Below are 23,862 nucleotides of genomic sequence, written 5' to 3'. Positions count from 1 at the left end.
TTTGATTTCCACACCTATTTTACCGTATTAGATCTGACATATTTCCTAATAACCATACACATAATAGCGCCTTGAATTTGGCGACATGACAACTAATTGGCATATGCTAAGGTTATGGTTTACATAAAAATATATTCCATTATTAAATTGTGAAATCGCTCGAATTTAATACTGATATTGGGTAGTATGCGCGGGATTTCCCACCACTCGTGAACTTTGACATGAAACTAACACTAAAACAGAAGTTAATAGGTGCTAGCCTATCTGCTGTTGTCGTTATGGCTACAGCGCTGACTTGGTTATCAGCAAACCAGTTATTTGAACAGACTCGTAATGGCGTATACCTACGAGCTGAAAGCGTATCAGAAGCAGCATCTGAAGGTATTAAGAACTGGATTGATATTCGTACGGATATCGCTTCAGCATTTAATGACTTTTCACGAGAGGATGATGTTGTTCCTTTCCTTAAGCAAGCTCGTGTAGCGGGTGGCTTTGACGATATCTTTTTAGGTACTCCAGAAGGCGGAATGTACCGTTCACATCCTGAACGTAACCGTGCAGGTTACGATCCACGTCAACGTCCTTGGTACCAAGAAGCAAACGCTGCAGGTAAGCAGATCATTACTACGGCTTACCAAGATGCGATCACCAAAGCACTTCTAGTAACGATTGCAGAACCTGTTCGTCACAATGGTCAATTGGTTGGTGTTGTCGGTGCAGACGTACTTATCGACCAACTCGTTAACGACGTAATCAGCCTAGATGTGGGTGACAACGCTCACGCAATGCTGATCGATGCGTCTGACGGCACGTTCCTAGCGCACCCAGATTCAGCTCTAAGCTTGAAACCGGTAAGCGATCTTTCAAACGACATCTCTATGCCAATCATCGAGAACGCAGTGCGTACTGGTAGCATCGAGATCATTAAAGAACGTGGCGCTGAGAAGCTGCTTTACTTCACGAAGGTTCCTAACACTAACTGGATCTTCGCGGTTCAGATGGATAAAGCAACAGAAGAAGCGAACCACTCAACGCTACTTACGCAGCTGATCATCACTGCTATCGTGATCACTCTAATCGTAATCGTACTAGTGTCTTGGTTAGTGAGCTTCCTATTCCGCGACCTAAACCGTGTTTCTGCTGCACTTGAAGAGATTGCTTCAGGTGAAGGTGACCTTACTCAACGTCTTGAGCCTAAGAGCGATGACGAGATTGGTCAGCTTGCTACAAACTTCAACCGTTTCGTGGGCAACATGCACACTATGGTTATCAAGCTAAGCGAAGTGTCTGCTGCATTGGGCAACCAAGCGCGCCAAACGGCTTCTCAGGCTGAAGAACGTAGTGCTCGCATCCAGATGCAACAAGACGAAATCAACATGGTAGCGACAGCTGTTAACGAAATGGCTGCGGCAACACAAGAAATCGCGGGTAACGCTGACCACACAGCTCAGAACTCATCTGAAGCGGTTGGCGCGTGTGAGCACGGTACTGGTCAAGTGACACAGACTCAAAGCTCAATCCAAAACCTTGCTCAAGAAGTTCAAATCGCAACAAACGTGATTCTAGAACTTGAAGAGCACGGCAACAGCATCAACGCTATCCTGTCGAACATCCAAGGTATCGCTGAACAGACTAACCTACTAGCACTTAACGCGGCGATCGAAGCTGCACGTGCGGGTGAACAAGGTCGTGGTTTCGCGGTTGTTGCTGATGAAGTTCGTGTTCTGAGCCAACGTACACACGGCTCAACACAAGAAATTCAACAGACGATTGAATTACTGCAAGGCACGACAGGTAAAGCGGTTAACATCATGAATGATAGCCGTACGCTTGCTGAAACCAGCGTTGATGACGCTAACTCGGCAGCAGCGAGCCTAACGCAAATTCATGCAGCTGTTGAACGCATCAGTGACATGGCAACACAGATTGCTTCTGCTGCAGAAGAGCAAGCGTCTGTAACGTCTGAGATTACTCGTAACACTGAAGGAATCCGTGACGTGTCTAACGAGCTAGCTGACGAAGCACACCAAGCGGCAGAGCAAGCTGCTCAGCTGTCTGAACTGTCTCACGAACTAGAGAGCGAAATCAGCCGCTTCAAGCTGTAAGCGCTAACTCGTCATTTAAAAGCCGAATGTGATTGTCACATTCGGCTTTTTTGTGCCTGCTCGTTAGAGGCTTACTCAGCTAGAACTAGTTGTTAGGGTAACCTGGGAACTTAGCCTTAAGAGCTGCACGAGTAGGGAAGTATTCTTCCATGAATTTAACCATCTCTGGGTCGTTAGCTTGTAGCTCTGTGAATGTCGCAGAACTTAGCTCTTGAGCACGGTAGCCTTTGTAGTTCACGTCGTAGTAAGCATACAGAGAGTAAGCTAGATATTCTTGATCGTATGACTCTGCATCTAGATCCGCTTCGACGATCGTTGAGTCTTTTCCGTTTGGAAAGTAAGAACCCGCAAGAATTGCTTTTTCATTGAGTTCATCTAACTCTTTTTGCATCGTCGCCCATTTCGAAGAAGATGATTGTACCGCCAAGTTCATCACACCGTAATCGTGTACAAAGTGGATGATCTCTTCAAACGCAGCGTCTCTCTGAGTTGCTAAGTCCGGTTTGTTCTCGCCTTTTGTCGTGTCTGTAGTTTCAGTCGCAAACAGATCTTGGAAGCGGTAATTCTCATCTAAATATTCGCCTGCATCTCTATTTGGGCCATCAGCCCAATCTTCATCGTAAAAGAACCCCATTGTCGCTTTACTGTCGTAAATGGCCTTGGTCACTTCTGCCGGGAAGCTATCAAGGTAGTACTGCATGATGTTCTTAACGTGAGCGACTTTTGCTGCACCGTTATTCTTTGACTGGTCTTCAATCAACATTGGAATCTTATAACCGTGTGCTTCTACGCATGTGCGTTGCTTGATGCCATTGGCGAGCAAATCACCTGTCGTATTTGTGATAACAGAGCAATCACTCGTTGGTACACGTGCAAACGTCTCTGATGCACTTTGAGCAAAGGATGGAACAAATTGAATACCGTTACTCAAAGTGTTGCCCACACGAACATAGAGGTTCATTGGTCTCATTTGATCGATATTAAATTTGACGCCTGTGCTATCAGTAATGAATTGCTTGTTGATAGTGACAGTATCGGCCTGTTTCCATCGAACAACGTTATTTATATTGTTTTCAACTTCGGCAATTGCAAGCTTTTCAAGAGTGCTCGTTGAGTTAAAGTTTTCGTAGTAAATACTGAAGTTTTCAACGTCGAACGTCTTACCCGCTGAGTTTGTTGCCGTCACAGAGAAGGTGATATCTGCATCGCTTTGAGTCTTGTAATTGCGCTCAGGAATGCCGTGGACTTGCGCGAAACTGCCGCTCGCTTTTTGTGTATTACCGTACTGGGTAATATCAATGTTCACGTTCTTGTCTGTACCCGTTGCAATCGATTTAACACTGAATTGCAACGAGTAATTACTTCCTAAGCTAACAACGGATTTGGCGCTTGATGCATCGATGACATTCTTTGATGCGCTCGTGTTATTGCTGTCGCTACTTCCGCCGCACGCAGTGAGCATCGTAGTCAGAACTAGAGTGGGAATTGTGAGTTTGTATACCATAGGGGACCAAGTTATCTACAAGCTATAAAGCCAGCATGTTACAAGAAATGGCATTTGCTCTTGGTAAGCTTTTGTAAGTTGCGTATTGATAGTGCTTACAAATGTGTTACGAGTGATTGATCTGGGTTATTGATTTCGTGGTGCAAGGGAAGAGAATCGGTTTTAAGTGGACAAGCCTAAACTTGCCCACTGGTTGACTTTATTTAGAAGTATTGTTTCGCGACTTCAACAGCCTTGTTCAAGTCGGGAATCATAGTCAGCTCTGGAACTCGCTGAATATGAACAATTTTGTTGTCTTTATCGACAACGAACGTGCTACGAGCCAGTAGTCCAAGTTCGTTGATTTGTGTGCCTGATTCAAAACCAAATACGTGGTCTTTGGCATCTGAAAGCAAAGTTAGCTTGTCAGTGATGCCTTTCTCTTTCTTGAATCGATCAAGTGCGAACGTGGTGTCTGCGCTCAAACCAATGAATTCAATATTATTGGTGAGTTCAGGGTTTGCTTTGACGAAGTTCGAAAGGTCCTGAGCCTGTTGGTTACATACTGGTGTATCAATAGACGCTAGTACGCTAAAAATACGGACCTTATCCGTTTTCGCTGTCGTGTCGTATGGATGATTTTGGTTTGTCATTAACGTAACCGATGGCAGGTAATCACCCACAGACAGGCTGTTACCAACTAGGTTGAAAGTCGTCTCATAGTATAAAGTCAGCGTATTGTCTTTCCCTGTAGGAGCCGTTTCGCTGGTGGTTAAGTAGTCCGCAGCGCTAACGGTTGATGTAAGAAATAGTGCAGCTAGCGTGATTAGCGTTTTTTTCATGTTTAGTCTCTTGAATTTGTTTAATTAAGCTCAGTTTCAAAGCGGAGCGAACTCTATCTGAGTTACTCGGGTTTTGTTCAAACAAATAGATAATGAAAATTACACCAATCGATGTAATACGCGAATAGCAACTGAATTAACCTGCTAATATCGATGGACGACTCACTATTGACTTATTGATTAAAAAGACAGTTTACACAAACTGAGAATCTTAGAAATCTGTATTATTCTAACTTCCGAATTGTCATTTCTTACTTTGTAAGAATGTAAGTAATTATGAGCTTTATTTCGATAAATGATTGAGAAGTCTGTTTCGAAGACGCCATCATCATTTTTAGTTACGGTTATATCAATATGACGCGCCTTACAGTCTTTGTATGAGTTGAATCTTATTATTCCTTCAACGTTATCAAGATCTAATATTCCCGTATGATCAACAAGGTTGTATGAAATATTCTCGGTAGAGACCAAACGCTGATTCATGTTCTTATTAATATTATTGGTGTTATAGCAGCCTCTGATGAGTGAGAGGGAAGTAATAGCCAATAACAACATCATTACCTTTCTCAGATAAGCCAGTTTTTCATTACTTTTGGTTGGGACTTCTGTTATCGCGCGCACTTCAATAAGGGGTAATGCTTCGACTTTTACATCGGCCTTAACGTCAGCCTCAGCTTCAACTTCAACCTCTAAATATTCAGTAACCTTGTCGGCAGGAACCACAATATTTGTAGTTTCTTCAAGCACTACGTTCTCAAGTAAGTAGCCAGCTTTACTTACTGTGGTGAGTTTTACGTTCTTTATTTCAAGTGTGCTCAGTGCTTTTCTTAGCGTACTTATTGTATTGGTAAGAGATTGATCGGATACCACTGCGCCATTCCAACATTCATTAAATAGCTCATCCTTACTAATACAAAGGCCACTGTGGGTATGAAGGTAGAGTAAAACGCGAAAGGGCTTTGGCCTTAATTTGATTAAGGTTTTATTTTCAATGTTCATTATTGAACGATCGCTAAGGTTTATATGTAACTCATCATTAATTACAAGTGAATTATCATTATTCATTCTACTTCTCAAAAATTAATTATTGTTGTCGTTATTGCGCCTAACCTATTTGCTGTCGATTCTATTTTTTTTCATCGCTTTGGCTATCAAAAATCCAGTTCGTTTGAAAAATGTGTGGAATGTAGATTTGGTGTGTTTTTCATTATTTTTGAATGATGTGGTTTGAGAAGGGCGTAAGTAACATTAAAAACTTATTCACGGATAGAGCATCAACAGAAAAAGGGATAATCAATCGTGTTGTTTGTTTTTGGGAGTGGAAATGAAAGTTGTTTCTAAAGAAAGTGTTACACGTATTCTAGGCAGCATTGAAGAGTATAAACAACTCGCTTGCGTGGAATCAAAAGGGTTAGATGTGATCGGTTTATTGGTGCGCCTGTGCCATTTACAGAGCAAAAAAATCTCAACCGATGATCGCCAAATCTTAGCTGACCATATTAAAGAGCTGGTTTCTGAAGAGCTCACATTTGCTCGTAATATGGAGTTAGAAGAGGCAGAAGCCATCTTATTGGATTCAATTCAGCCTCTGTGCTGTTCTAACCAAGCCAAGTGAGGCTCTCTTATGCTTGAGTGGAATTCAGAGAACAGTCGATATGAGATGACCATACTTGGATTCAAAGTACACAGTGTATTTCAATCCATTAGTGATGATTCTCAGAGTGTGTTTGGCTATGAAGCGCTTTGCCGGATTGAGATGCAAGGTGAAAAAGTTAACATCAAGAGGTTCTTTAAAATACTCGAGGGCTTTGGTGAAAAATCAGAGTTCAGGTTTAAGTTCTTTCTGAACATCATGCATTTAAGAAACTTTAGGCAATCGAGCATCTACGATCGTGATACCAAGTTATTCCTCAATGTGACACCTTGTTTCTTTAAATACTTTTCACACGGGCATGATTTAAACAATTTATACCTTCCGTTAATCGTAGAAGAGCAGGTCGACCTCAGTCAGATAGTCGTAGAAATTGTCGAAGATTACTGCCCATTAGCGGATATCGAGAGCTTACATAAAGGCACAGAGTACCTGAAGAGTATTGGTATATCGTTTGCACTAGACGACTTTGGTACGGGTTGGTCTGGTTATAGCCGCATGGCGATCGTGCAGCCCAACTACATCAAAGTCAGCAGAGAGATGTTGATCGAATTTGGTATGAGCGAATCAATAGAGAACAACCTGCTTGAAGAGCTGAATACCATCACTAGCCTGCAAGGCATCAAGGTGATCTTTGAGGGTATTGAAAATGTCGAAAATTATCAGACTGCGGGTCGATATGGGGCTGATTATTATCAGGGCTATTACTTAGATCTTCCTAAGCCATACCCAGTAAACCTAATGAAACAAGGTGAGACAAAGCCCGATGAGAAGTTTCGGCTAAATACTTATCTGAGTAAGAAAACAAGAGTCACGAGTAGTAGTACTTAACTCGCTGAGTGATAGAACAGCGTTTAAAAATAGACAATTTTTAGATTTCCCTTAACTGAACTGCCTTTGCTTTTAGTTCACTAACCTCTCGTGTGGGAGGTTAGCTTTTTAGCACGTGAAATCGATAGGATTGAACGCTATTTGAATGACTTTGAAAAGAATAGTTTAGGAGGGGAGGGCTATCAGTATTCCAATCGATGATTACAGCTCGCTTTCTGAATTGCTTTCTGAATTGTGTTCTTTGATTAACTGAATCAATTGGCTTTTGCTGTACGTGCAATAGGCATGGAGAAATCTCTCAACCTCTTCAAGGCCAGCCTGATTAACTCTGCATGATAGATATTCTTCGTTCTGATCAACGCCTAGCTGGATGTTGTACAACTGGTGTTTTCGATCCACAAAAAGACAAGTCCCTTCACTGGTACAAATACTAACGTTGGCGTTTTCGTTTGAGTCAATCGAAGACCATAAATCATCGAAGGATGCTTTGATTGCATCATAGTCTTTGCCCTCTGCTATTTCGTCTCTTGTCAGAGACATCATGCAAGTCTCGTTCATATTTCTTCCTTAGCGTTAATATCTTAGAGTTAATATAAGTCTCCCAACATTGTGAGGATGCCGGGAGAATCATAGTCAGTCTACTTGGCTTGCGGTTTATGCTGCCTTAACGTTACTTTTTAGCTGTTCGAGGCAACGGATAAACGCACGCAGGTTACGATACACATCCGTTTGGTCATAAAACATGGTGACGTTTTCTAGTTCAATCGGCCCTGACACTGAATTATCAAGCATTAGGTTGTCCACTAAACCAAAGTTTTCTAGGGTCATGCCGATGCCATCTACATAGGTTTGGTCGTCTACTTGTTTTGCGTTTGGCAATTGGTCTAGGTTTCGTTTTAAGAAAAGATCGGAGTTGTTGGTATAAGCAAGTACCGTTTTACCCAGCGCTTTACCAAAGCCCATCTCATAGGCTGTGCCCACATCGCAGCTTGCGCCTCTGAAAGGGGTCATGTTAGCAATCACCACATCACAGCTTTCAATCAACTCTTCGTTTGCTCGGCCAATCTTCAAGCCGTTTTGCTGCGGGCTAGGTTCATTCAACTCTAAAATATTGTCGAGCGGAAAAATACCCTCGAACCCATACGCTTCACAAATCTTCTTCTTTTGATCACCGATAGAGACGGCGTCACTTAAAAATACTTCTGGTCCTGCTAGATAAATACGTTTCAACGTTTAACTCCTGATTAGCAACGGTGCTGGTGTTTGTGCTGATATTTTTATCTATTGGATTGTTTAAGTAATAACCGAAAGTACACGGTTTGATAATGTGTGATTTTGGTGTGTTTTTAGCTTTATGGTTTAAAAAGTAACGGATTCACTCAGCCTTGCTTAAGTTTATGATTTGAATATTGCTTGGGGGCTATTTTGTGCTCGATGAGGCGTGAGTGTCGTGGCGAGTCTAAGGGGAAGGTGGAATGTTTTTAGATGGAACAAAATCGACAGGCAACAAAAAGCCCGAGCATGAGTTCGGGCTTTGAATGGTTTTCTTTACAGCTTAAGTAGAACCTATGAAGGCGCTAGATTGCCTGACGAAGTTGGAAATAACGTCCTTCTTCGTTCAACAGTGTCTCGTGAGAACCGTTTTCTACAATCTCGCCTTGTTCAATCAGAACGATAGAATCCATCGATTCCAGACCAATCAAACGGTGCGTAATGAAGATAACCGTCTTGCCTTCAAAGTGCTGCTCGAACAGTGCCATGATGCTCTGCTCAGTTTGCTTATCTAAGCCTTCTGTAGGCTCATCAAGAAGCAGGATAGGGGCATCATGAAGAATCGCACGAGCGATGCCAATACGGCGCTTCTCACCACCAGACAGTTGACGACCACCGTCACCTAACCAGCTATCAAGAGCAGTATTCTCAAGCAGCTTCTCTAGGCCAACGTCTTTAAGGATGTTAGCTAGGTGATCATCATTGGCATCTGGTTTTGCAATCAACAAGTTGTCGCGTAACGTGCCATTTAAGATATCGACACGCTGGCTTACCACACTGATAGATTCACGCAGTTGTGACTCGTTCCATTGTGTCAGCTCAATACCCGCGATAGAGATGTAACCCTTTTTCGGATCCCAGTAGCGAGTTAGAAGCTGAATCAGAGTCGATTTACCAGAACCCGTTTGACCCACAATCGCAACTTTATTCGTAGCAGGGATCGTTAGGTCGACAGCGTTCAGAACACTGCGTTCAGAATCAGGGTAGTTGAACGTTACGTTTGAGAACGTAATATCCAGCGGCTTGTTGATGTCGAGCTTCTCTTCAGCGAACTGAACTTCAGGCTCAGAAAGAATCACTTCATTCAAGCGACGAGCAGAAGACAGAGTTTGACCTAAATGCTGGAACGCGCCTGCGATTGGCATCAACAATTCAAAACTTGCCATAGTAGCGAACGCCATTAGCGCGATGAACGGGTCTGGAGCATTGCCGCCAACACCATCAGCCGCAAGCCAAAGCATAAGAACAAGCGTCAAACCGTTGAACAGCATTAATGCTGCTGAAGCCATACCGGTTAGGTTAGCGTTTACAAACTGATTCGCCATCAGCTTGTGTTGTGTTTCTAGAATCGCATTACGGTAACGCTCTTCCGCACCGAACAGAGTCAGTTCGCTGTAGCCTTCAATCCAATCTAGCGTTGTAACACGAAGATCCGCTTTGTTCTGTGTAAGCTCACCGCCGTTACGTTTACCCAGCTTGTAGAACAAGATAGGCCAAACCAACAGCATGATCAGAAGGATAGAACCTAAGATTAAACCAAGCGAACTATCGAACCACATCAAGAACAGAGTCAGGAAGAAGATACCCAACACACCAACCGTCACTGGGCTTACTAAGCGTAAGTAAACGTGGTCCATTGCGTCGACGTCAGCAACCAAGCGGTTCAGTAGGTCGGCGTCACGTAGGTTTGAAATACGACCTGGGATCAGCGGAGCCAGCTTCTTGAAGAAGAAGATACGCAGATCAGTCAGAAGCTTGAATGTCGCATTGTGGCTCACAACACGTTCACCCCAACGACCCGCAGTACGGCTCATTGCCAAACCACGTACACCGCCACCCGGCAGCATGTAGTTGAAGGTTTCACGCGCAATCGTAAGGCCAGCAACCGCAGAAGCTGAAATGAACCAACCCGATAGCGTTAACAAGCCGATAGAAGCCGACAGAGTAGCAAAAGCCAATAGCATGCCTAGCGATAGGCCAAACCAATGCTTTTTATAGAGTTTCAGGTAAGGCAGTAAATCACGCATCTAAATTACCCTTATTGTCTTGTTGAGCTAAGTTCGCGTTAAGCATCTCTTCGAATAAACCACCCGCAGTCGAAAGCTGAGAGTAATGACCTTGTTCCACAAGACCACCATCGCGCATAACCAGAATGTTATCGACCGATTGAAGAGGAGCAAGTTGGTGCGTCACAAGCAGGGCAGTGCGACTTTCGATGTTGCTGTTAATGCCTTTCATCACGAGCTGTTCACTGCGAGTATCTAGGCTGGCAGTGGGTTCATCTAATAACCAGAATTGGCCGTCTTGAATCATTGCACGAGCCAAAGCTAAACGCTGAGATTGACCAACAGATAGGCCACCTGAACGATCAGAAATCATGTAATCCAAGCCATGTTCGCTGACAAATTCGTTAGCAAAAGATTGCTCTAGTGCGTTTTGAACAGTTTGGTCAGTGATATCTTGCTTCCCTAGAGTGACGTTGTCACGAATGCTGCCGTGAAGCAACAATGGGTTTTGACCAACCCAACTGATCGTCTTACGCCAAGATGCCAAGTCTAAATCACGCAGTTCGACGCCATTGATTTTCAAGCTTCCTTCATAAGGCATGAAACCAAGAATGGCATTAATCAAACTTGTTTTACCCGCACCACTTGGACCAACTAATGCAGTCGACTGGCGAGTATTCAGTGCAAACGAGATAGGGCCAACCAGTTGAACACCTTCAGGACTCAACACTTTCAGATCTTGAGCCTCAATATTGATGCCTTGAGCTGGGTCTAGTTGCGTGTCACCTGATTTAACCTTAGTGATGTCGGTTTCTAGGAACTCAACAATACTCTCGGCAGCACCCACCGCTTGTTGCTTCGCGTGGTAGAACGTACCTAAGTCGCGCAGAGGCTGGTAAAACTCAGGTGCCAAGATAAGGATAAACAAACCAGCGAATAGCGTAATACCAACGCCGTAGTGACCGAAGTTAAGCTCGCCGATGTAAGTGAAACCAAAGTAAACCGCTGTCATCGCAATAGAGATAGATGTGAAGAACTCAAGTACAGCAGAAGACAAGAAAGCGATCTTCAACACATCCATGGTGCGCGTTCTGAACACCTCAGATGCACCTTTCAATACTTCTGTTTCAGCGCTAGTACGGTCGAAAAGACGAATCGTTGTCATGGATTGCAAACGGTCGTAAAAGTGACCTGAAAGACGCTGAAGCGCTTTGAAGTTTTTACGGTTTGCATCGGCCGCTTTCATACCTACAAGTGCCATGAACATCGGTACCAGTGGCGCAGTCAGCAAGAAGATAAGGCCAGCTGCCCAGTTTACTGGGAACACCACGACTAAAATAATGAACGGAATCATTACCGACAAAGACATCTGAGGTAAGTAACGAGAGAAGAAGTCTTGCATGTCTTCAACTTGTTCTAGCAACAAGGTTGCCCACGTACCTGCAGGCTTACCTTTGATGTAAGCAGGACCAAGTTCGCGTAACTTATCGAGAATGAGCTGCCTAATGTAAACACGGATCTGTTCACCACAGCGATAACCTGCGATTTCACGACCCCATGTACAGCCCGCACGGCCAACGACCGAAAGTGCCAAGCCAGCAAAATGACCAACCAGTTCAGACTTATCGACATTCTCGATGATCAGCTGGTGAAGAATAGAGGCGAGAAGAGCTGCTTGAGCAATTAAAAACACGCTTGAAAGTACGCCAAGGCTAATCGCAATCATAAGCCAGCGTTTCGCTAACTTACTCTGTTGCTTAAGCCACTTGTTCAAGCTGCGTTGTTTTTTCTTATCCATTATGAAGGCTTAATGATAATTATTATTTGTTGAGGGCGGCTAGTATACAAAAGAAAGCCCAGTGGATATACCACTGGGCTTTAGGGATTTACAACAAAATGTGATGACGCCCTGCATCTACTGAGGCGAGAGCACCGATAATCAAATCTGCAATCTCAGATTTACTTATCGTTAAGGCCATCTAGGAAGCGTTCAGCATCCAGTGCAGCCATACAACCTGTACCAGCAGAAGTGATTGCTTGGCGGTAGTTGTGGTCCATTACATCACCCGCAGCAAATACGCCAGGGATGCTTGTTTGCGTCGCGTTACCTTCAAGACCAGACTGAACGATGATGTAGTCATCTTTCATATCAACTTGGCCTTTGAAGATTTCAGTGTTCGGTTGGTGACCGATAGCAATGAACGCGCCCATTACTTCGATATCTTCTGTCTTATCAGACTGAGTATCTTTAATACGAACGCCAGTTACGCCCATGTCGTCGCCAAGAACTTCGTCTAGTGTGCGGTCAGTGTGAAGAACAATGTTGCCGTTCTCTACTTTGTCCATTAAACGCTTAACAAGAATCTTTTCAGCGCGGAACGTGTCACGGCGGTGAACTAGGTGAACTTCAGACGCGATGTTAGATAGGTAAAGTGCTTCTTCAACAGCCGTGTTACCGCCACCCACAACCGCTACTTTCTGGTTGCGGTAGAAGAAACCATCACACGTTGCACAAGCAGAAACGCCGCGGCCTTTGAATGCTTCTTCAGACTCTAAACCTAGGTACTTAGCTGATGCGCCTGTTGAGATGATCAACGCATCACATGTGTACTCGCCAGAATCGCCTTTAAGACGGAAAGGGCGGTTTGAAAGGTCTACTTCGTTAATGTGGTCGAACAGGATCTCTGTTTCAAAGCGCTCTGCGTGCTCTTTCATGCGATCCATTAGAGCTGGACCCGTTAAACCTTCCGCATCACCCGGCCAGTTTTCCACTTCTGTTGTGGTTGTAAGCTGACCACCTTGCTGCATACCAGTAACCAGAACTGGGTTTAGGTTTGCACGAGCAGCGTAAACTGCAGCTGTATAGCCAGCAGGGCCAGAACCAAGAATCAATAAATTACAGTGCTTTACGTCGCTCATGAGGACTCCGAAATTGAATTTGTTTTTATTTATAATCGCTTAGGATTGTATGGAAAATATGGAGGCAATAAAAGTGTAAACAAGGGCTGAAGTGTAATTAATCGTTATAGTTTAGAACTTAATCGAGACAAACGTTTTCGTGGCTGAAAGATCAGTGAAAGCACTGTGTTCTTCAAGGGTTCGTGCTGCTTCGTTATCGATTTCTTATTGCCATATCAAAATACGCTCAGATAACTGTATATAAAAACAGTATTTAATTGTAAGATTATTCGCAATGTTTGATAGCAACGTTAGAAACATGAGGAACGAGCAATGAACTTACTCCCAACAGGCACACAGCTAGGTAAATTGGAACTACTGGAAGTGTATCAAGACGTCTTAGGACCGAAGTGTTTCTCGGTTAAGAATGAAAACACCCAAAGGTTTATGGTGTATTGGAGTGGGGACTATGACAACGGCCAGTGCATTAAGTGGGCTTACATTCCGGTAACCAAACCATTGCTAGCCAGCTTGTTAAACAAAGAAGTGAGCTTTCACGCCGCATTCCACCGTTCAGACAAACTTTATCTAGCGACTATCTACACAAACGAAGTAGGGAAGTCCGCGAAGGTCGAACTACTGAATGCTACGAACAAGCATCTAGCAAACCTACCGCCCGTTGATTTTGAAATCGACCTTGAAGAAGCTTGTATGTTTTAGTGTGTAGAGACCTTGTAGGCTCTACACACTATTGGATAAAACCAAATCAGAACATTGGAGTAATTGTATATACATAGTAAGATACTGTATGTATATCAACATCTTGTGTTAGTGGAAAGTGCTATGTATCAGAACAACCAATTACCGCTCAAAGAACTAAACGAGCTTCTAGCAGACCTTGATCAATATCAACAGCATAATACCAATATTCCAATTTTTGATATTGTCGCTCATACTGAAGCAAACTATGTTTCTGAGTTACTCTTAAACATGAAGTTAAAAAGCCCGAAATTGACTCGTGAGTTTGTAAAAAAGTTGCATTCAGGAGAAGTTAGTTGGAAGACAATAGATGGTAGTGACAGGTACATAGCTGAAAACTTTGACTTTGATTTGCTAGAAGAGCTGGGTATTATCTTTTTCGAACACGACTGGCTTAGAGTTAGTGCAATGCTGCCTAGTAGTCGTCACGATGAATATATACACGAAACCATCAAACCCTTACTATCTTTTGCTCGTTCATTAAAAGATATAGTTTACTCAAGAGATGATTTCCAAACCGTAAAACTAGGTATTGATAAGGAAGTGTATTCAACTATTGTTCCTGCCGACTACCAGTTTAAAAAATGCACTCTAAATGTTTCTGAAGAATCTGATTATCATCATATCGAATTTTCATCAGAAGATAGAGGTATCAAAACATTAGTATCTAAGTATTATTGGAAAAAAATCATCAATTCAACTAATCGAAGCGAATTCTTGAATAGGCATAATAATGTAAAGATTTTATTTTCTGATTTAGTTTCACCACCAAGCTTATCAACGCTCTCCATTGAAGAAAGAAAAATATTTTCTGAAATATGTATTGATATAATTAATAACTCTGAATTACTTAAATATTCGTTTGGGAAATTTCAGAATATATTACGGTCACATAGATATTTAGATGCAAACCTCATAGCAACCACTACTCATATTAACTTTAATTTAGGTCCTGAATCTGATACATCAAATACTAATAGAGATACCACCACGCGTACTTCTTTGACTATTGATGAAGTTCGAAGTTTATACAACCTAAATAATAAAAACAAGTTCAGGAATAACTTAGAGTTAGTTAATTTGGGAAATCATCTCAACCACTTAATGTTTTTTGACGATGAAATCATGTCGGCATTATTGTTTATAGTTAGAAATGATTTACTCTTCGACTATCAGAAGGTTATAAGTAAAGAATACACCGAGTATCTACTCGGTGAGTCTCAAAAAAATGAAACTCTTAGACACTACTTAATAAATGTAATCCCCAACTATCTAAAAGACAACACTTATGATCTCTATCTGCTATCTCGAGAAAATTACTTTGAAGTTGGAACATTAAATTTAATAAAAAAGGTAAAAAGAAAATATCACTCTAATGAAGTTTCTTTCATAGAAGTAAAATCAAATATATCTAAGATATTAGCAGATGCGATAATTAAAGTTTCAATGACCCATAACAAAGAATACGAACTTTCATCACTTATTATTTCGTTTGCTAAAGATTACGTTGGAGATAGTAGAGATAGTAATCAATTCGAAAAGGTTTTAGTTGAAAATATTGTAAATAAACTATCCCCTGAAGAGTTTACAAAAGTATCAGCGGCTTTGATCCAGAATTTAAAAAATATGGATGTATCTGGTACTTGGCCTTGCTATACAATTTACTTATTATTCTTGTTTGCCGATATATCTGTTAGTTTACATGGAAATAAACTGGGAGATATATCATTAATACTAAGTGAAGAGATTTATATTGAGTATGAAAAGTATTTTAATTTTAGCCTAAATCATGACTCTCATTGTTTGAACTCTGATGATTTTTATGACAGCCTTAATTGGGAAGTATGTAATAATGAAAGCGTAATAGATAGCTTTATCAACTTAAAACCATCCATCAGAGAACTAGTTAAAGGATTCTTCTTCGAAGATAATAAAAATTCAATTTATTATATGCAATCGATTAGATCCTATATTCAAGTTCTCATTAACTTACATTCTCTATCAAATGCGAACAAGAATAAAATTCAAAGAGTATTATTAGATATAGTAAAAAGTGTCGGTTTCGAGTCAGAAGATGTTGAAATCCCTGTTTTTATAAATCATTTCTCTGGTGAGAAGTACGATTTATGGTCTAAGTTTACCAAAGTAATTAACGACTTCGATGAAGCTGCATTTGACGAAATCATGTTGTGCATTTCAGAGCATGCACCATTAGATGCGATGATGTCTCTATACTCTAACGCATCTAAGCAAGAAAGAAGAAATAAGGTAGCAGAGAAAGTTGAACATCGTAACAACTGGGAATTAGATAAAAATAATTTACCTGACATTGAAAAATCGTTTCTGTTGGCATTAGAAGAAAATAAACTAGACATAGCTAACGTGGCATTAACCGCCGCTAACGAATTTATAGAGAATCATCCTTGGAGACAGGATAAACGATTCAAAGAAACGATAGAACAATGGTCTGTTTTCGATTATAAATACAAAATTTTAAGGATATTTTACTCTTCTGATTCATGTGAAGATAAAACCAAACTAATCAATGAAATATCTCAACCTGATTTAGAGCAGAAAAAACCTTACCAAGATAATAAAAACGATTGGCACAAAGAAGTAGATTTATTCAGACGATATATAGTTGGTTTGATTAAGTTAAATGATGAGCCTGAAAATTCAAAACAAATATTTGAACAGTTATACAAAGAACACAAATCTTCTATGTTTTCTCATCTTGTATTCACTTCAAAACTTCAGGAGTTGATCAAAAGCAAGTCTGATAATGATAATTATAGAATATTAATTAAAGAATACAAAGCAAGCCAAGAGAACTTTAATATTGACACCTTGTCATTAAAAAATAAGTCAGATTATCTACATGCTCTGTTGCTTTCAGGTAACTTCAATGAAGTAGATGCTGAATGTTCAAAGTTAGTTCGGTCAGAAAAATTTTATCGTTCAATTACGATTACATATTGCAAATCGCTTCGTGCAAAGGATAACTTCAAATCAGCACTGAAACTTCTCGAAGACTATAAAAAATATCATTCAGTTGAGTTAAACGATCAGGCGTTGGAGCAAGAGATTACAGAGATTGAAATTGAAATTGAGAACTCTACAAGCTCACTACAAATTGAGAAGATAAAAAGTCAAGTTTTATTTTCTAACAAATCTAATGATGAACTTAGAATGATTTATAATGAAATAATTAGAAAACCTATATCTGACTTAGCTAAGATAGTCTCAAATGATTCTGAAACTAGAATGGAAGATTTTCTCTACAATCAAGTTTTTTCTTGCTTAAAGGAAATATTAAAGAGAGGGAGAAATTTAGAGAAGTTAATCAATAATAAAGATGAAAATTCTATCAATGACTGGTTTGCATCTCTTTTTAATCAAAAAATGTCTAGTTTTTCAATTGAGTTATCTGATCAAGCACGCATAGGTTCTGCTGAGAGTAATAAAAATGTAGGTGAAACTGATGGTTTAATCCGTGATTCTCAAAGTTCATCTATATCAATATTTGAAGCATTGAATCTTACATCCATTGATAAAACCGTGATAAACAAACATCTTAATAAAATCACTAAATATGACCGTGAAAGCGTATCTCCAGTTTTTATCGTATCTTATTGCTATTTCGAGAAATTCAGTACAAAAGTTAATGATTATTGTGAGCATATCAAAAGCGAACAATACAATGGGTTTGATGTTATAAATACCCAAAGTCATCAGCTAAAAAGGCTTGATCGTGGTTCTGAGTATTTTTGTACTGTAGAGTCAAGATTTCGTGGCGGTAAAGAAATCTCTATATATCATATTCTAATTGATCTGACGTTGCCTCAGTCTGAGAAGAAGTAATAGTAAAGGCAAAGCGCACCGTTATCGGCGCGCTTTATCAAACACGCTTGTGCCTGCAGATGATCTCAAAGTTACGTCCATCGCTATAGTCGATTTCAAACGCTTCATGTTCTCGCCGTAAGAAAACACTGAGTAAACCCTACCCGCGCATTTAATTAAGAGCACTTTCCAGATTGGAAGAATACTCAATTCTCCATTAAAAGAAGTAAACCTTTGGGGCGGCCGAGTTCCCCCCGAACTCGACCTGTTCCAGACGCGCAAGCAAAGGCGTGTGGATTCTGGCGTACTCATAAATTAACCAATTTCAGTTTGTTGTGTAAATAATCAATAGCTTGGCAATTGATAGGTAGGTCGTATTTCGCTGTGCAAAAGCATAGAAATGAATGATGACGAGTATGATGCCTGAACTCATGCAAGGAGGCTGGCGTATTGAAGCGAAAGGGCTGACACAATATGAAACATCACTTGCTAGTTAATAATATCGTTAAATCTAAATTTGTAGGGATTTATAACTAGCTAGTGGAGTGTGCTAGTTTTAAGAGTTGGTCATCTTTTATTCTGGTGTTATACACTGCTTTTGGATTTCAGGTTAGATTTAGTGTCTTAATTATTAAATCTGACGGGATAAATGATTGTTTAATGTTGATTTGGCAAGATCTTCAAGTATCCTTTATGTAAACAAAACGTTAAATATCGAAAGTTAATTAACAATCATTAAGGAGTCGATGATGTTACATGCTCACGAAAATACCCTACATATTACCCACCTCAGTAACCACGCAGTTGAGGAGTTGTCACCGTCATTCTCTAAGCTTCCAAGCACAGAGCATGCGGATGGTCAGTTTCGATTGAGAAGGTACTCGGTGGTTCAATTCAGTAATGGACAAGTCGTAGAGCTAGACAAACATAACTTTGTTCAGTCTGAAGACATTAATCACTTTCAAGGTGACGTTGTTCGCCAATTCGAGCCAATTGAAGCACCAATCCTAAGCAGCGAAGGCATGCAAGAGATGTGTGAGCTGTTTATTGAAACCAATGGGCTTGAAGACGGACAAGAAATCGAAATCCACCAAATTCGTATTGCAGCCATTTTTGAAGAGACACAGGTTGCGCCAGAAGGTGTTCACCAAGATGGCTTCGACCACATCGCTTTAATTGGTGTTAACCGTCATAACATTGTGGGCGGCGAGATCATGCTGTACCAAGATTCTCATGAAGCGCCATTCTTTAGAAAAGTGCTTGAAGACGGTGAAGTCGCAATGCTGGCCGACAGCAAGCTTTGGCACAACGCACAGCCGATTCGTACCATAGACCACGATGAGATGGGCTATATGGATGTGTTTGTTCTAACGGCTAAGGATGCGCGCAATGTCCTTCACTCTTAATGATGTGCGCCAGCAGTTTAGCGCGCTAGGCCAATACCATAACGGTAAGCCGGTGACCTTTTTTGATGGACCGGGTGGCTCTCAGGTTCCTGAAAATGTTTTAGCATCCATGACGGAATACCTCGGGCACTTTAATTCAAACCTAGGCGGACATTACTTTTCTAGCCAAAAGACCACAGGTTTAATGCAGCAAGCGCGAGAAGCGGCACAAGCGCTACTCAATGCTGAGTCTTCTGGCAACGTTGTGTTCGGTGCGAACATGACCTCACTGACCTTCCAGCTTAGCCGTGCAATCAGCCGAGATTGGAAAGAGGGCGATGAAGTTATCGTCACTGCGTTAGACCATTATTCGAATGTATCAAGCTGGCAGCAAGCGGCAGACGACAAAGGCGCGATTGTTCGCCAAGTTCGTGTCGACGAGTCGGATTGCAGCCTAGACATGGCGCACTTTGAGTCTCTGTTAAATGAGAAGACCAAGCTTGTTGCTGTGACGTTTGCTTCGAACACCACAGGTTCGATTGTTGATATGGCGAAGGTCATCGAACTTGCACATCAGCACGGGGCTCAGGTTTATGTTGATGCGGTTCATTATGCTCCTCATCACTTGATCGATGTTCAACAACTGCATTGTGATTTCTTAGCGTGCTCGGCTTATAAGTTCTTCGGCCCGCATGTGGGCATTGCTTACATTGCACCTCAATGGCTGCACACGTTAAAGCCATACAAGGTAGAGCCTGCCACTAACATTGGCCCTGGTCGATTTGAGACAGGAACACAAAGTTTCGAAGGCCTTGCAGGTGTGATTGCGGCGGTGGATTACTTAGCACAGTTTGGTGAGCCAACAGATTCACTGCGTTCTCGTTTAGAGCAAAGCTACGCGCTTTATAACAAGCATGAAAGCCTGCTGAGCGAGTACTTCCTAAAACGCTTGGGCGATCTGGAAGGGGCGAAGCTTTATGGTAAAACAGAGTTTGATTCGAACCTGAGAACACCAACGTTCGCCATCACCTTTGATAACCATTCTCCAGAGTTCATCGCTAAGAAGTTGGGTGAGCATAATATATGTGTATGGAACGGACACTTCTACGCGCTAGGTTTGGTGAAGCAGTTGGGTATCGAAGAGCAGGGCGTGGTGCGTATTGGCTGTATGCATTACAACTCGATTGAAGAGATCGATTTGCTGTTCAATGTGCTTGAAGGGATCTTGCGAAGCCATTAGCAGAAGTTATTAGCAATAAGGCACTAGCACTTAATCGCGACAGAATTAGAAAAGAGCATACTTCTCTCATGAATAGTGAGTAGGAAGTATGCTCTTTTTCGTTTCACCGCGCTTATGTAGTTAGCGCCAGTGACCTAATTAAAACAGCGATTCGACTAAGAAAGCTGCTCAACAATGGCGACACCCACTGCGTGTGCGCTAGTCGGGTTTTGGCCTGTAATGACTCGCTCATCAACAATCACAAGCTCTTGCCAAGGTTGAACCTTGTTGAAACGCGCAGCGCTACGAGCAAGCGACTCTTCCAGTAGGAATGGAATGTCGTTGATCGTACCAAAGTCGATCTCTTCTTCACGTGTAAAGCCAGTCACCGATTTAGAGCTTAGTAGCTTCTCGCCGTTGCTCAGTAAGATAGGAAGTAGGGCTGCAGGGCCGTGACATACCGCCGCGACAATACCACCATCTTCATAATGCTTTGCTGCGATGCTAGCAAACTGCTCATTGGTTGCTAAGTCTGAAAGCAGACCAAAACCACCCGGGTAGAAGATAGCGTCGTAGCTTTCTGCATTAATTTGGCTGACTGGAATCGTGTTGTTAATGCGGTTTTGGAAGTCATCATCCGCCAAGATATCAGCGTTAACTGCATCTCCCTCAATATCCGTTCCGTAGAGCGGGGCTTTGCCACCATGGATAGAAGCGATGTCGTATTCATATCCAGCAGCCATGATCTCTTTCAGAGCGTGGGTAAGTTCTGGAGCGTAAGTACCGTTAGCTTGGTCTGTATCGCCAAGTGTTGCGTGGTTCGTTACTGGAATTAGTATTTTTTTCATGATTCATCCCTTTGAGCTGCTGTTTTTATTTAGAAACGATGCCTGTAGTTAGATACTGACGCTTTTCGTTAAGCGCTGATGCTGTTCGTTAGGCGCTAACGCTTAGCGCTAGGTATCGTGTTGTTACTTAGCTATCGCGTCTTGTTGTATCTAATACTAGTTCCAAACCGATTAGGTGATAATATGCTAAACAGGCAAAACATTGTTGCTATATAGCAAAGATAGAATGCGAGTATATTAAGTATGGTTAGCTTTGAAGGGATTAATGAATTTGTTGCGGTTGCTGAGTGCCACGGCTTTTCAGCGGCCGCCAAGCAGTTAGGTTGCAGTACCAGCCATGTGAGTCGGCAGGTTTCAAGGTTGGAAGAGAGAGTGGGAGTGGCTCTGCTTGCGCGTTCAACACGTATGGTTAGCCTGACTGAATCTGGCCACACTTATTACCAACAGTGCAAAGACTTAGTGATTGGGCTGCAACAGGCGAATGAACAAGTTACGTCTCAACAAACTCAACTTAGCGGTACTTTACGTGTCAGTGCTGCAGGTGCATTTGCAGAGAACCATGTTGCCGCAGCACTGATGGAATTTGCTAAAGATCACCCTGATCTGACTATCGAAATGAACTTCAACACCAAGATGGTTAACTTTATCGAGGATGGTATCGACTTCGCCATTCGCTACGGTCGATTAGACGATTCGGGGCTGGTGGCAAGAAAGTTGGTTGATCGCCCAATGGCCGCCGCAGCAAGCAAAGATTACATTGCTGAGTTTGGAGCGCCAGCGAATCCAGAACAACTTAAATTGCACAGCTGTATTATCGCTAACAGTGACCAGTGGTTATTCGAGAAAGATGGAAATCCGCTAACTGCGGTAAGAGTTCATGGCCGTTGGAGAAGTAACAATTCAAGCGCGGTACTTAAAGCTTGCGAAGAGGGGCTTGGCATCGTTTATCTACCTAAAAGCAGCTTCAATGGTGGCCTTAGCAATGGAAAACTCGTCCCTGTGTTAGAAGAGTATTGGGGAGCGGGCACAAGCAGCTGGATTGTTTATCAGAACCGTCGCTTTCTTCCACAGCGAGCACGGTTGGCTATCGACTTCTTAGTCTCTTATTTCTCTGATTGGAATGAGTAGTGCACGGGTTCTTTCATCAGATTTAACCCAAAAATAGAAAAAGATAATGATTACATTGGTATAGGTTATCTATTTCTGTTTTTTGACGCGAATAATGGGATTGAGATGCTTGTCTACTTTTACTAACTCGTGTTAGCGATTGAGTTGTAGAGAAGGCCGCAACAGTACGATATACTAGATGGCATATTAATGTCCCTAGCGCGTGATAGATTGTGTGGAAGCGTTGGCAGGATGTGTTGTTATGCTCCAGTTCGTGAAGTATAGCTATAATACGGAGTTGGCAATGTCTTCAATAAATTTCGAATCCACGTACGGTGTAATAACTATTCAAGATATGAATGTGGTTAGTGTTGACGCTAATTATGCTCGTATTTATGGATACCAATCACCCGAAGAACTACTTTCCAATATAGATAGCTTTCTGGACCTCATTCCAGAAGAGTTTCACGTTCTCGCCTACCAAAATTACCTTGAAACCGTCAGTGGTCAACGCGACCCGCAGGTGCATACTTACACCAATGTTGATCGCCATGACAGAGAGTTCACGGTGTTCTCTATCGACCATGTCACTGAGTGGCATGGTAGACCAGCACTGCAAGTGACGGTTATCGACCTTTCTCCTGCGATTCAGCTACAAAACGTGGTGCGCGAGCAAGATAAGATGTACCACGATATGATCATGCAATCTGGTCAGGGCATCTTAGTTCATCGAGATTTTAAGCCATTAATGGTCAATCAATCTTGGGTAAAACTCCAGGGCGGTGAGTCGATTGAGCAAGCCTTGAAGCTAGACTCTATCCTTGATTTGGTACCGAAGCAAAATGTCGAAAGCATCTATCAACGCTATCAGTCGGTGATTTCGGGTGAACCTTCAGGCATGAGCAATGTGGTCGAGAATATCGGTTTAGATGGTGTTCATCGCTTCTTCAATATCTACGATAATGCGATCACTTGGAAAGGCCAGCCTGCGGTTCAGGTTGTGCTCGAAGACGTGACTCAGAAGGTGATGTTAGAAAGGCAGTTAGTTCACCAAGCGAATTACGATGAAATGACCGATTTGCTTAACCGTAGGGCAATTTATGAGTGGCTGAGAGAGCACCTTGTCTCTGAGACTCACTTAGTGTGTATGCTGCTTGATATCGATGATTTCAAATCAATCAATGATACCTACGGGCACATGGTGGGTGACGAGGTGATTTGCGCACTGGCTGATATTACCAAGCGTAATGTTGAGGCTGTGGGCGGTGTCGCGGGTCGATGGGGCGGTGAAGAGTTCATTGTATTTATCCCAAATGCGTCGCCTCAGGTTTCGCGTCAAGTGTCTGACCAGATCCGAGAGCAGTTTAATCAAACCGAATTTAAGATTGATGAGCACGTTCGCTTTAATGTGAGTGTGAGTATCGGGGTGAGTGATAGCCGAGCTTGTGAAGGAACGGTTTCTATCGATGCACTTGTGAATGTGACTGACCAATCCCTTTATCGTGCAAAAGCGGCTGGCAAGAATCGCGTGTGTGGCGATGTGGTCGTGCTTTAGAGCTTGATAATACGTAACACAGTTTTTAATTAAAAATGCCCTGAAGTAATGAGCTTCAGGG

Annotated in this window: 18 protein-coding genes; 9 read left to right on the top strand and 9 right to left on the bottom strand. The window is 42.1% G+C overall.

The window, feature by feature from the left end; translation table 11 throughout:
- Positions 1-221: 221 nt before the first annotated feature.
- Positions 222-2,105: a methyl-accepting chemotaxis protein gene (locus OCV12_RS09935; RefSeq protein ID WP_239846915.1), complete on the top strand. Its 1,884-nt coding sequence runs from the start codon at positions 222-224 to the stop codon at positions 2,103-2,105.
- An 85-nt stretch (positions 2,106-2,190) separates the two neighbouring features.
- Here OCV12_RS09935 and OCV12_RS09930 read toward each other — a convergent pair whose 3' ends face one another.
- The 3 genes from OCV12_RS09930 to OCV12_RS09920 all read right to left on the bottom strand — a co-directional run bounded on the left by OCV12_RS09930 (position 2,191) and on the right by OCV12_RS09920 (position 5,495).
- Complete coding sequence (locus tag OCV12_RS09930; RefSeq protein WP_261884561.1) at positions 2,191-3,609, bottom strand: hypothetical protein; 1,419 nt, start codon at positions 3,607-3,609, stop codon at positions 2,191-2,193.
- 203 nt (positions 3,610-3,812) lie between these two features.
- Positions 3,813-4,430, bottom strand: a complete 618-nt coding sequence (locus OCV12_RS09925; RefSeq protein WP_261884560.1) for a redoxin family protein — start codon at positions 4,428-4,430, stop codon at positions 3,813-3,815.
- A 180-nt stretch (positions 4,431-4,610) separates the two neighbouring features.
- Positions 4,611-5,495: a winged helix-turn-helix domain-containing protein gene (locus OCV12_RS09920; protein ID WP_261884559.1), complete on the bottom strand. Its 885-nt coding sequence runs from the start codon at positions 5,493-5,495 to the stop codon at positions 4,611-4,613.
- Positions 5,496-5,754: 259 nt separating this feature from the next.
- On the opposite strand from OCV12_RS09920, the gene OCV12_RS09915 reads away from it, so the two are divergent.
- Both OCV12_RS09915 and OCV12_RS09910 read left to right on the top strand, forming a co-directional pair.
- Positions 5,755-6,045, top strand: a complete 291-nt coding sequence (locus OCV12_RS09915) for a hypothetical protein (protein WP_261884558.1) — start codon at positions 5,755-5,757, stop codon at positions 6,043-6,045.
- Positions 6,046-6,054: 9 nt separating this feature from the next.
- Positions 6,055-6,912: an EAL domain-containing protein gene (locus OCV12_RS09910; protein WP_261884557.1), complete on the top strand. Its 858-nt coding sequence runs from the start codon at positions 6,055-6,057 to the stop codon at positions 6,910-6,912.
- A 201-nt stretch (positions 6,913-7,113) separates the two neighbouring features.
- Here OCV12_RS09910 and OCV12_RS09905 read toward each other — a convergent pair whose 3' ends face one another.
- From OCV12_RS09905 to trxB, 5 genes are all read right to left on the bottom strand, one after another.
- Positions 7,114-7,455: a hypothetical protein gene (locus OCV12_RS09905; RefSeq protein ID WP_261884556.1), complete on the bottom strand. Its 342-nt coding sequence runs from the start codon at positions 7,453-7,455 to the stop codon at positions 7,114-7,116.
- A gap of 111 nt (positions 7,456-7,566) precedes the next feature.
- Positions 7,567-8,142 (bottom strand): nucleoside 2-deoxyribosyltransferase, encoded by a 576-nt coding sequence (locus OCV12_RS09900; RefSeq protein WP_261884555.1) that lies wholly within the window; start codon positions 8,140-8,142, stop codon positions 7,567-7,569.
- Between the two features lie 347 nt (positions 8,143-8,489).
- Positions 8,490-10,211: a heme ABC transporter ATP-binding protein/permease CydC gene (gene cydC / locus OCV12_RS09895; protein WP_261884554.1), complete on the bottom strand. Its 1,722-nt coding sequence runs from the start codon at positions 10,209-10,211 to the stop codon at positions 8,490-8,492.
- On the bottom strand, positions 10,204-11,988 hold the full coding sequence (cydD, locus tag OCV12_RS09890) for a heme ABC transporter permease/ATP-binding protein CydD (RefSeq protein ID WP_123296783.1): 1,785 nt from the start codon (positions 11,986-11,988) through the stop codon (positions 10,204-10,206). Before cydD ends, cydC begins: the two co-directional genes overlap by 8 nt.
- Positions 11,989-12,149: 161 nt before the next feature.
- Positions 12,150-13,109, bottom strand: a complete 960-nt coding sequence (gene trxB / locus OCV12_RS09885; RefSeq protein WP_050052961.1) for a thioredoxin-disulfide reductase — start codon at positions 13,107-13,109, stop codon at positions 12,150-12,152.
- 312 nt (positions 13,110-13,421) lie between these two features.
- On the opposite strand from trxB, the gene OCV12_RS09880 reads away from it, so the two are divergent.
- The 4 genes from OCV12_RS09880 to OCV12_RS09865 all read left to right on the top strand — a co-directional run bounded on the left by OCV12_RS09880 (position 13,422) and on the right by OCV12_RS09865 (position 20,312).
- The gene (locus tag OCV12_RS09880) at positions 13,422-13,808 is read left to right on the top strand and encodes a DUF6575 domain-containing protein (RefSeq protein ID WP_261884553.1); all 387 of its coding nucleotides are present in this window, start codon (positions 13,422-13,424) and stop codon (positions 13,806-13,808) included.
- 123 nt (positions 13,809-13,931) lie between these two features.
- Positions 13,932-17,708, top strand: a complete 3,777-nt coding sequence (locus OCV12_RS09875) for a hypothetical protein (RefSeq protein WP_261884552.1) — start codon at positions 13,932-13,934, stop codon at positions 17,706-17,708.
- Positions 17,709-18,436: 728 nt separating this feature from the next.
- Positions 18,437-19,093: a 2OG-Fe dioxygenase family protein gene (locus tag OCV12_RS09870; protein WP_029405418.1), complete on the top strand. Its 657-nt coding sequence runs from the start codon at positions 18,437-18,439 to the stop codon at positions 19,091-19,093.
- A complete protein-coding gene (locus tag OCV12_RS09865) occupies positions 19,077-20,312 on the top strand; it encodes a cysteine desulfurase-like protein (RefSeq protein WP_261884551.1) in 1,236 nt (411 codons plus the stop codon). The genes OCV12_RS09870 and OCV12_RS09865 overlap by 17 nt, the downstream gene beginning before the upstream one ends.
- A gap of 155 nt (positions 20,313-20,467) precedes the next feature.
- Here the strand turns inward: OCV12_RS09865 and OCV12_RS09860 are convergent, their stop codons facing one another.
- Positions 20,468-21,139, bottom strand: a complete 672-nt coding sequence (locus OCV12_RS09860; RefSeq protein ID WP_261884550.1) for a type 1 glutamine amidotransferase domain-containing protein — start codon at positions 21,137-21,139, stop codon at positions 20,468-20,470.
- A 243-nt stretch (positions 21,140-21,382) separates the two neighbouring features.
- Between OCV12_RS09860 and OCV12_RS09855 the strand changes: the two genes are divergently transcribed.
- Positions 21,383-22,267 (top strand): LysR family transcriptional regulator, encoded by an 885-nt coding sequence (locus OCV12_RS09855; protein ID WP_261884549.1) that lies wholly within the window; start codon positions 21,383-21,385, stop codon positions 22,265-22,267.
- A 241-nt stretch (positions 22,268-22,508) separates the two neighbouring features.
- Complete coding sequence (locus OCV12_RS09850) at positions 22,509-23,801, top strand: sensor domain-containing diguanylate cyclase (protein WP_261884548.1); 1,293 nt, start codon at positions 22,509-22,511, stop codon at positions 23,799-23,801.
- Positions 23,802-23,862 lie beyond the last annotated feature (61 nt).

This window comes from Vibrio pomeroyi, from assembly GCF_024347595.1.
Classification (GTDB): Bacteria; Pseudomonadota; Gammaproteobacteria; order Enterobacterales; family Vibrionaceae; genus Vibrio; species Vibrio pomeroyi.
This window is presented reverse-complemented; position numbering and strand designations above follow the sequence as displayed.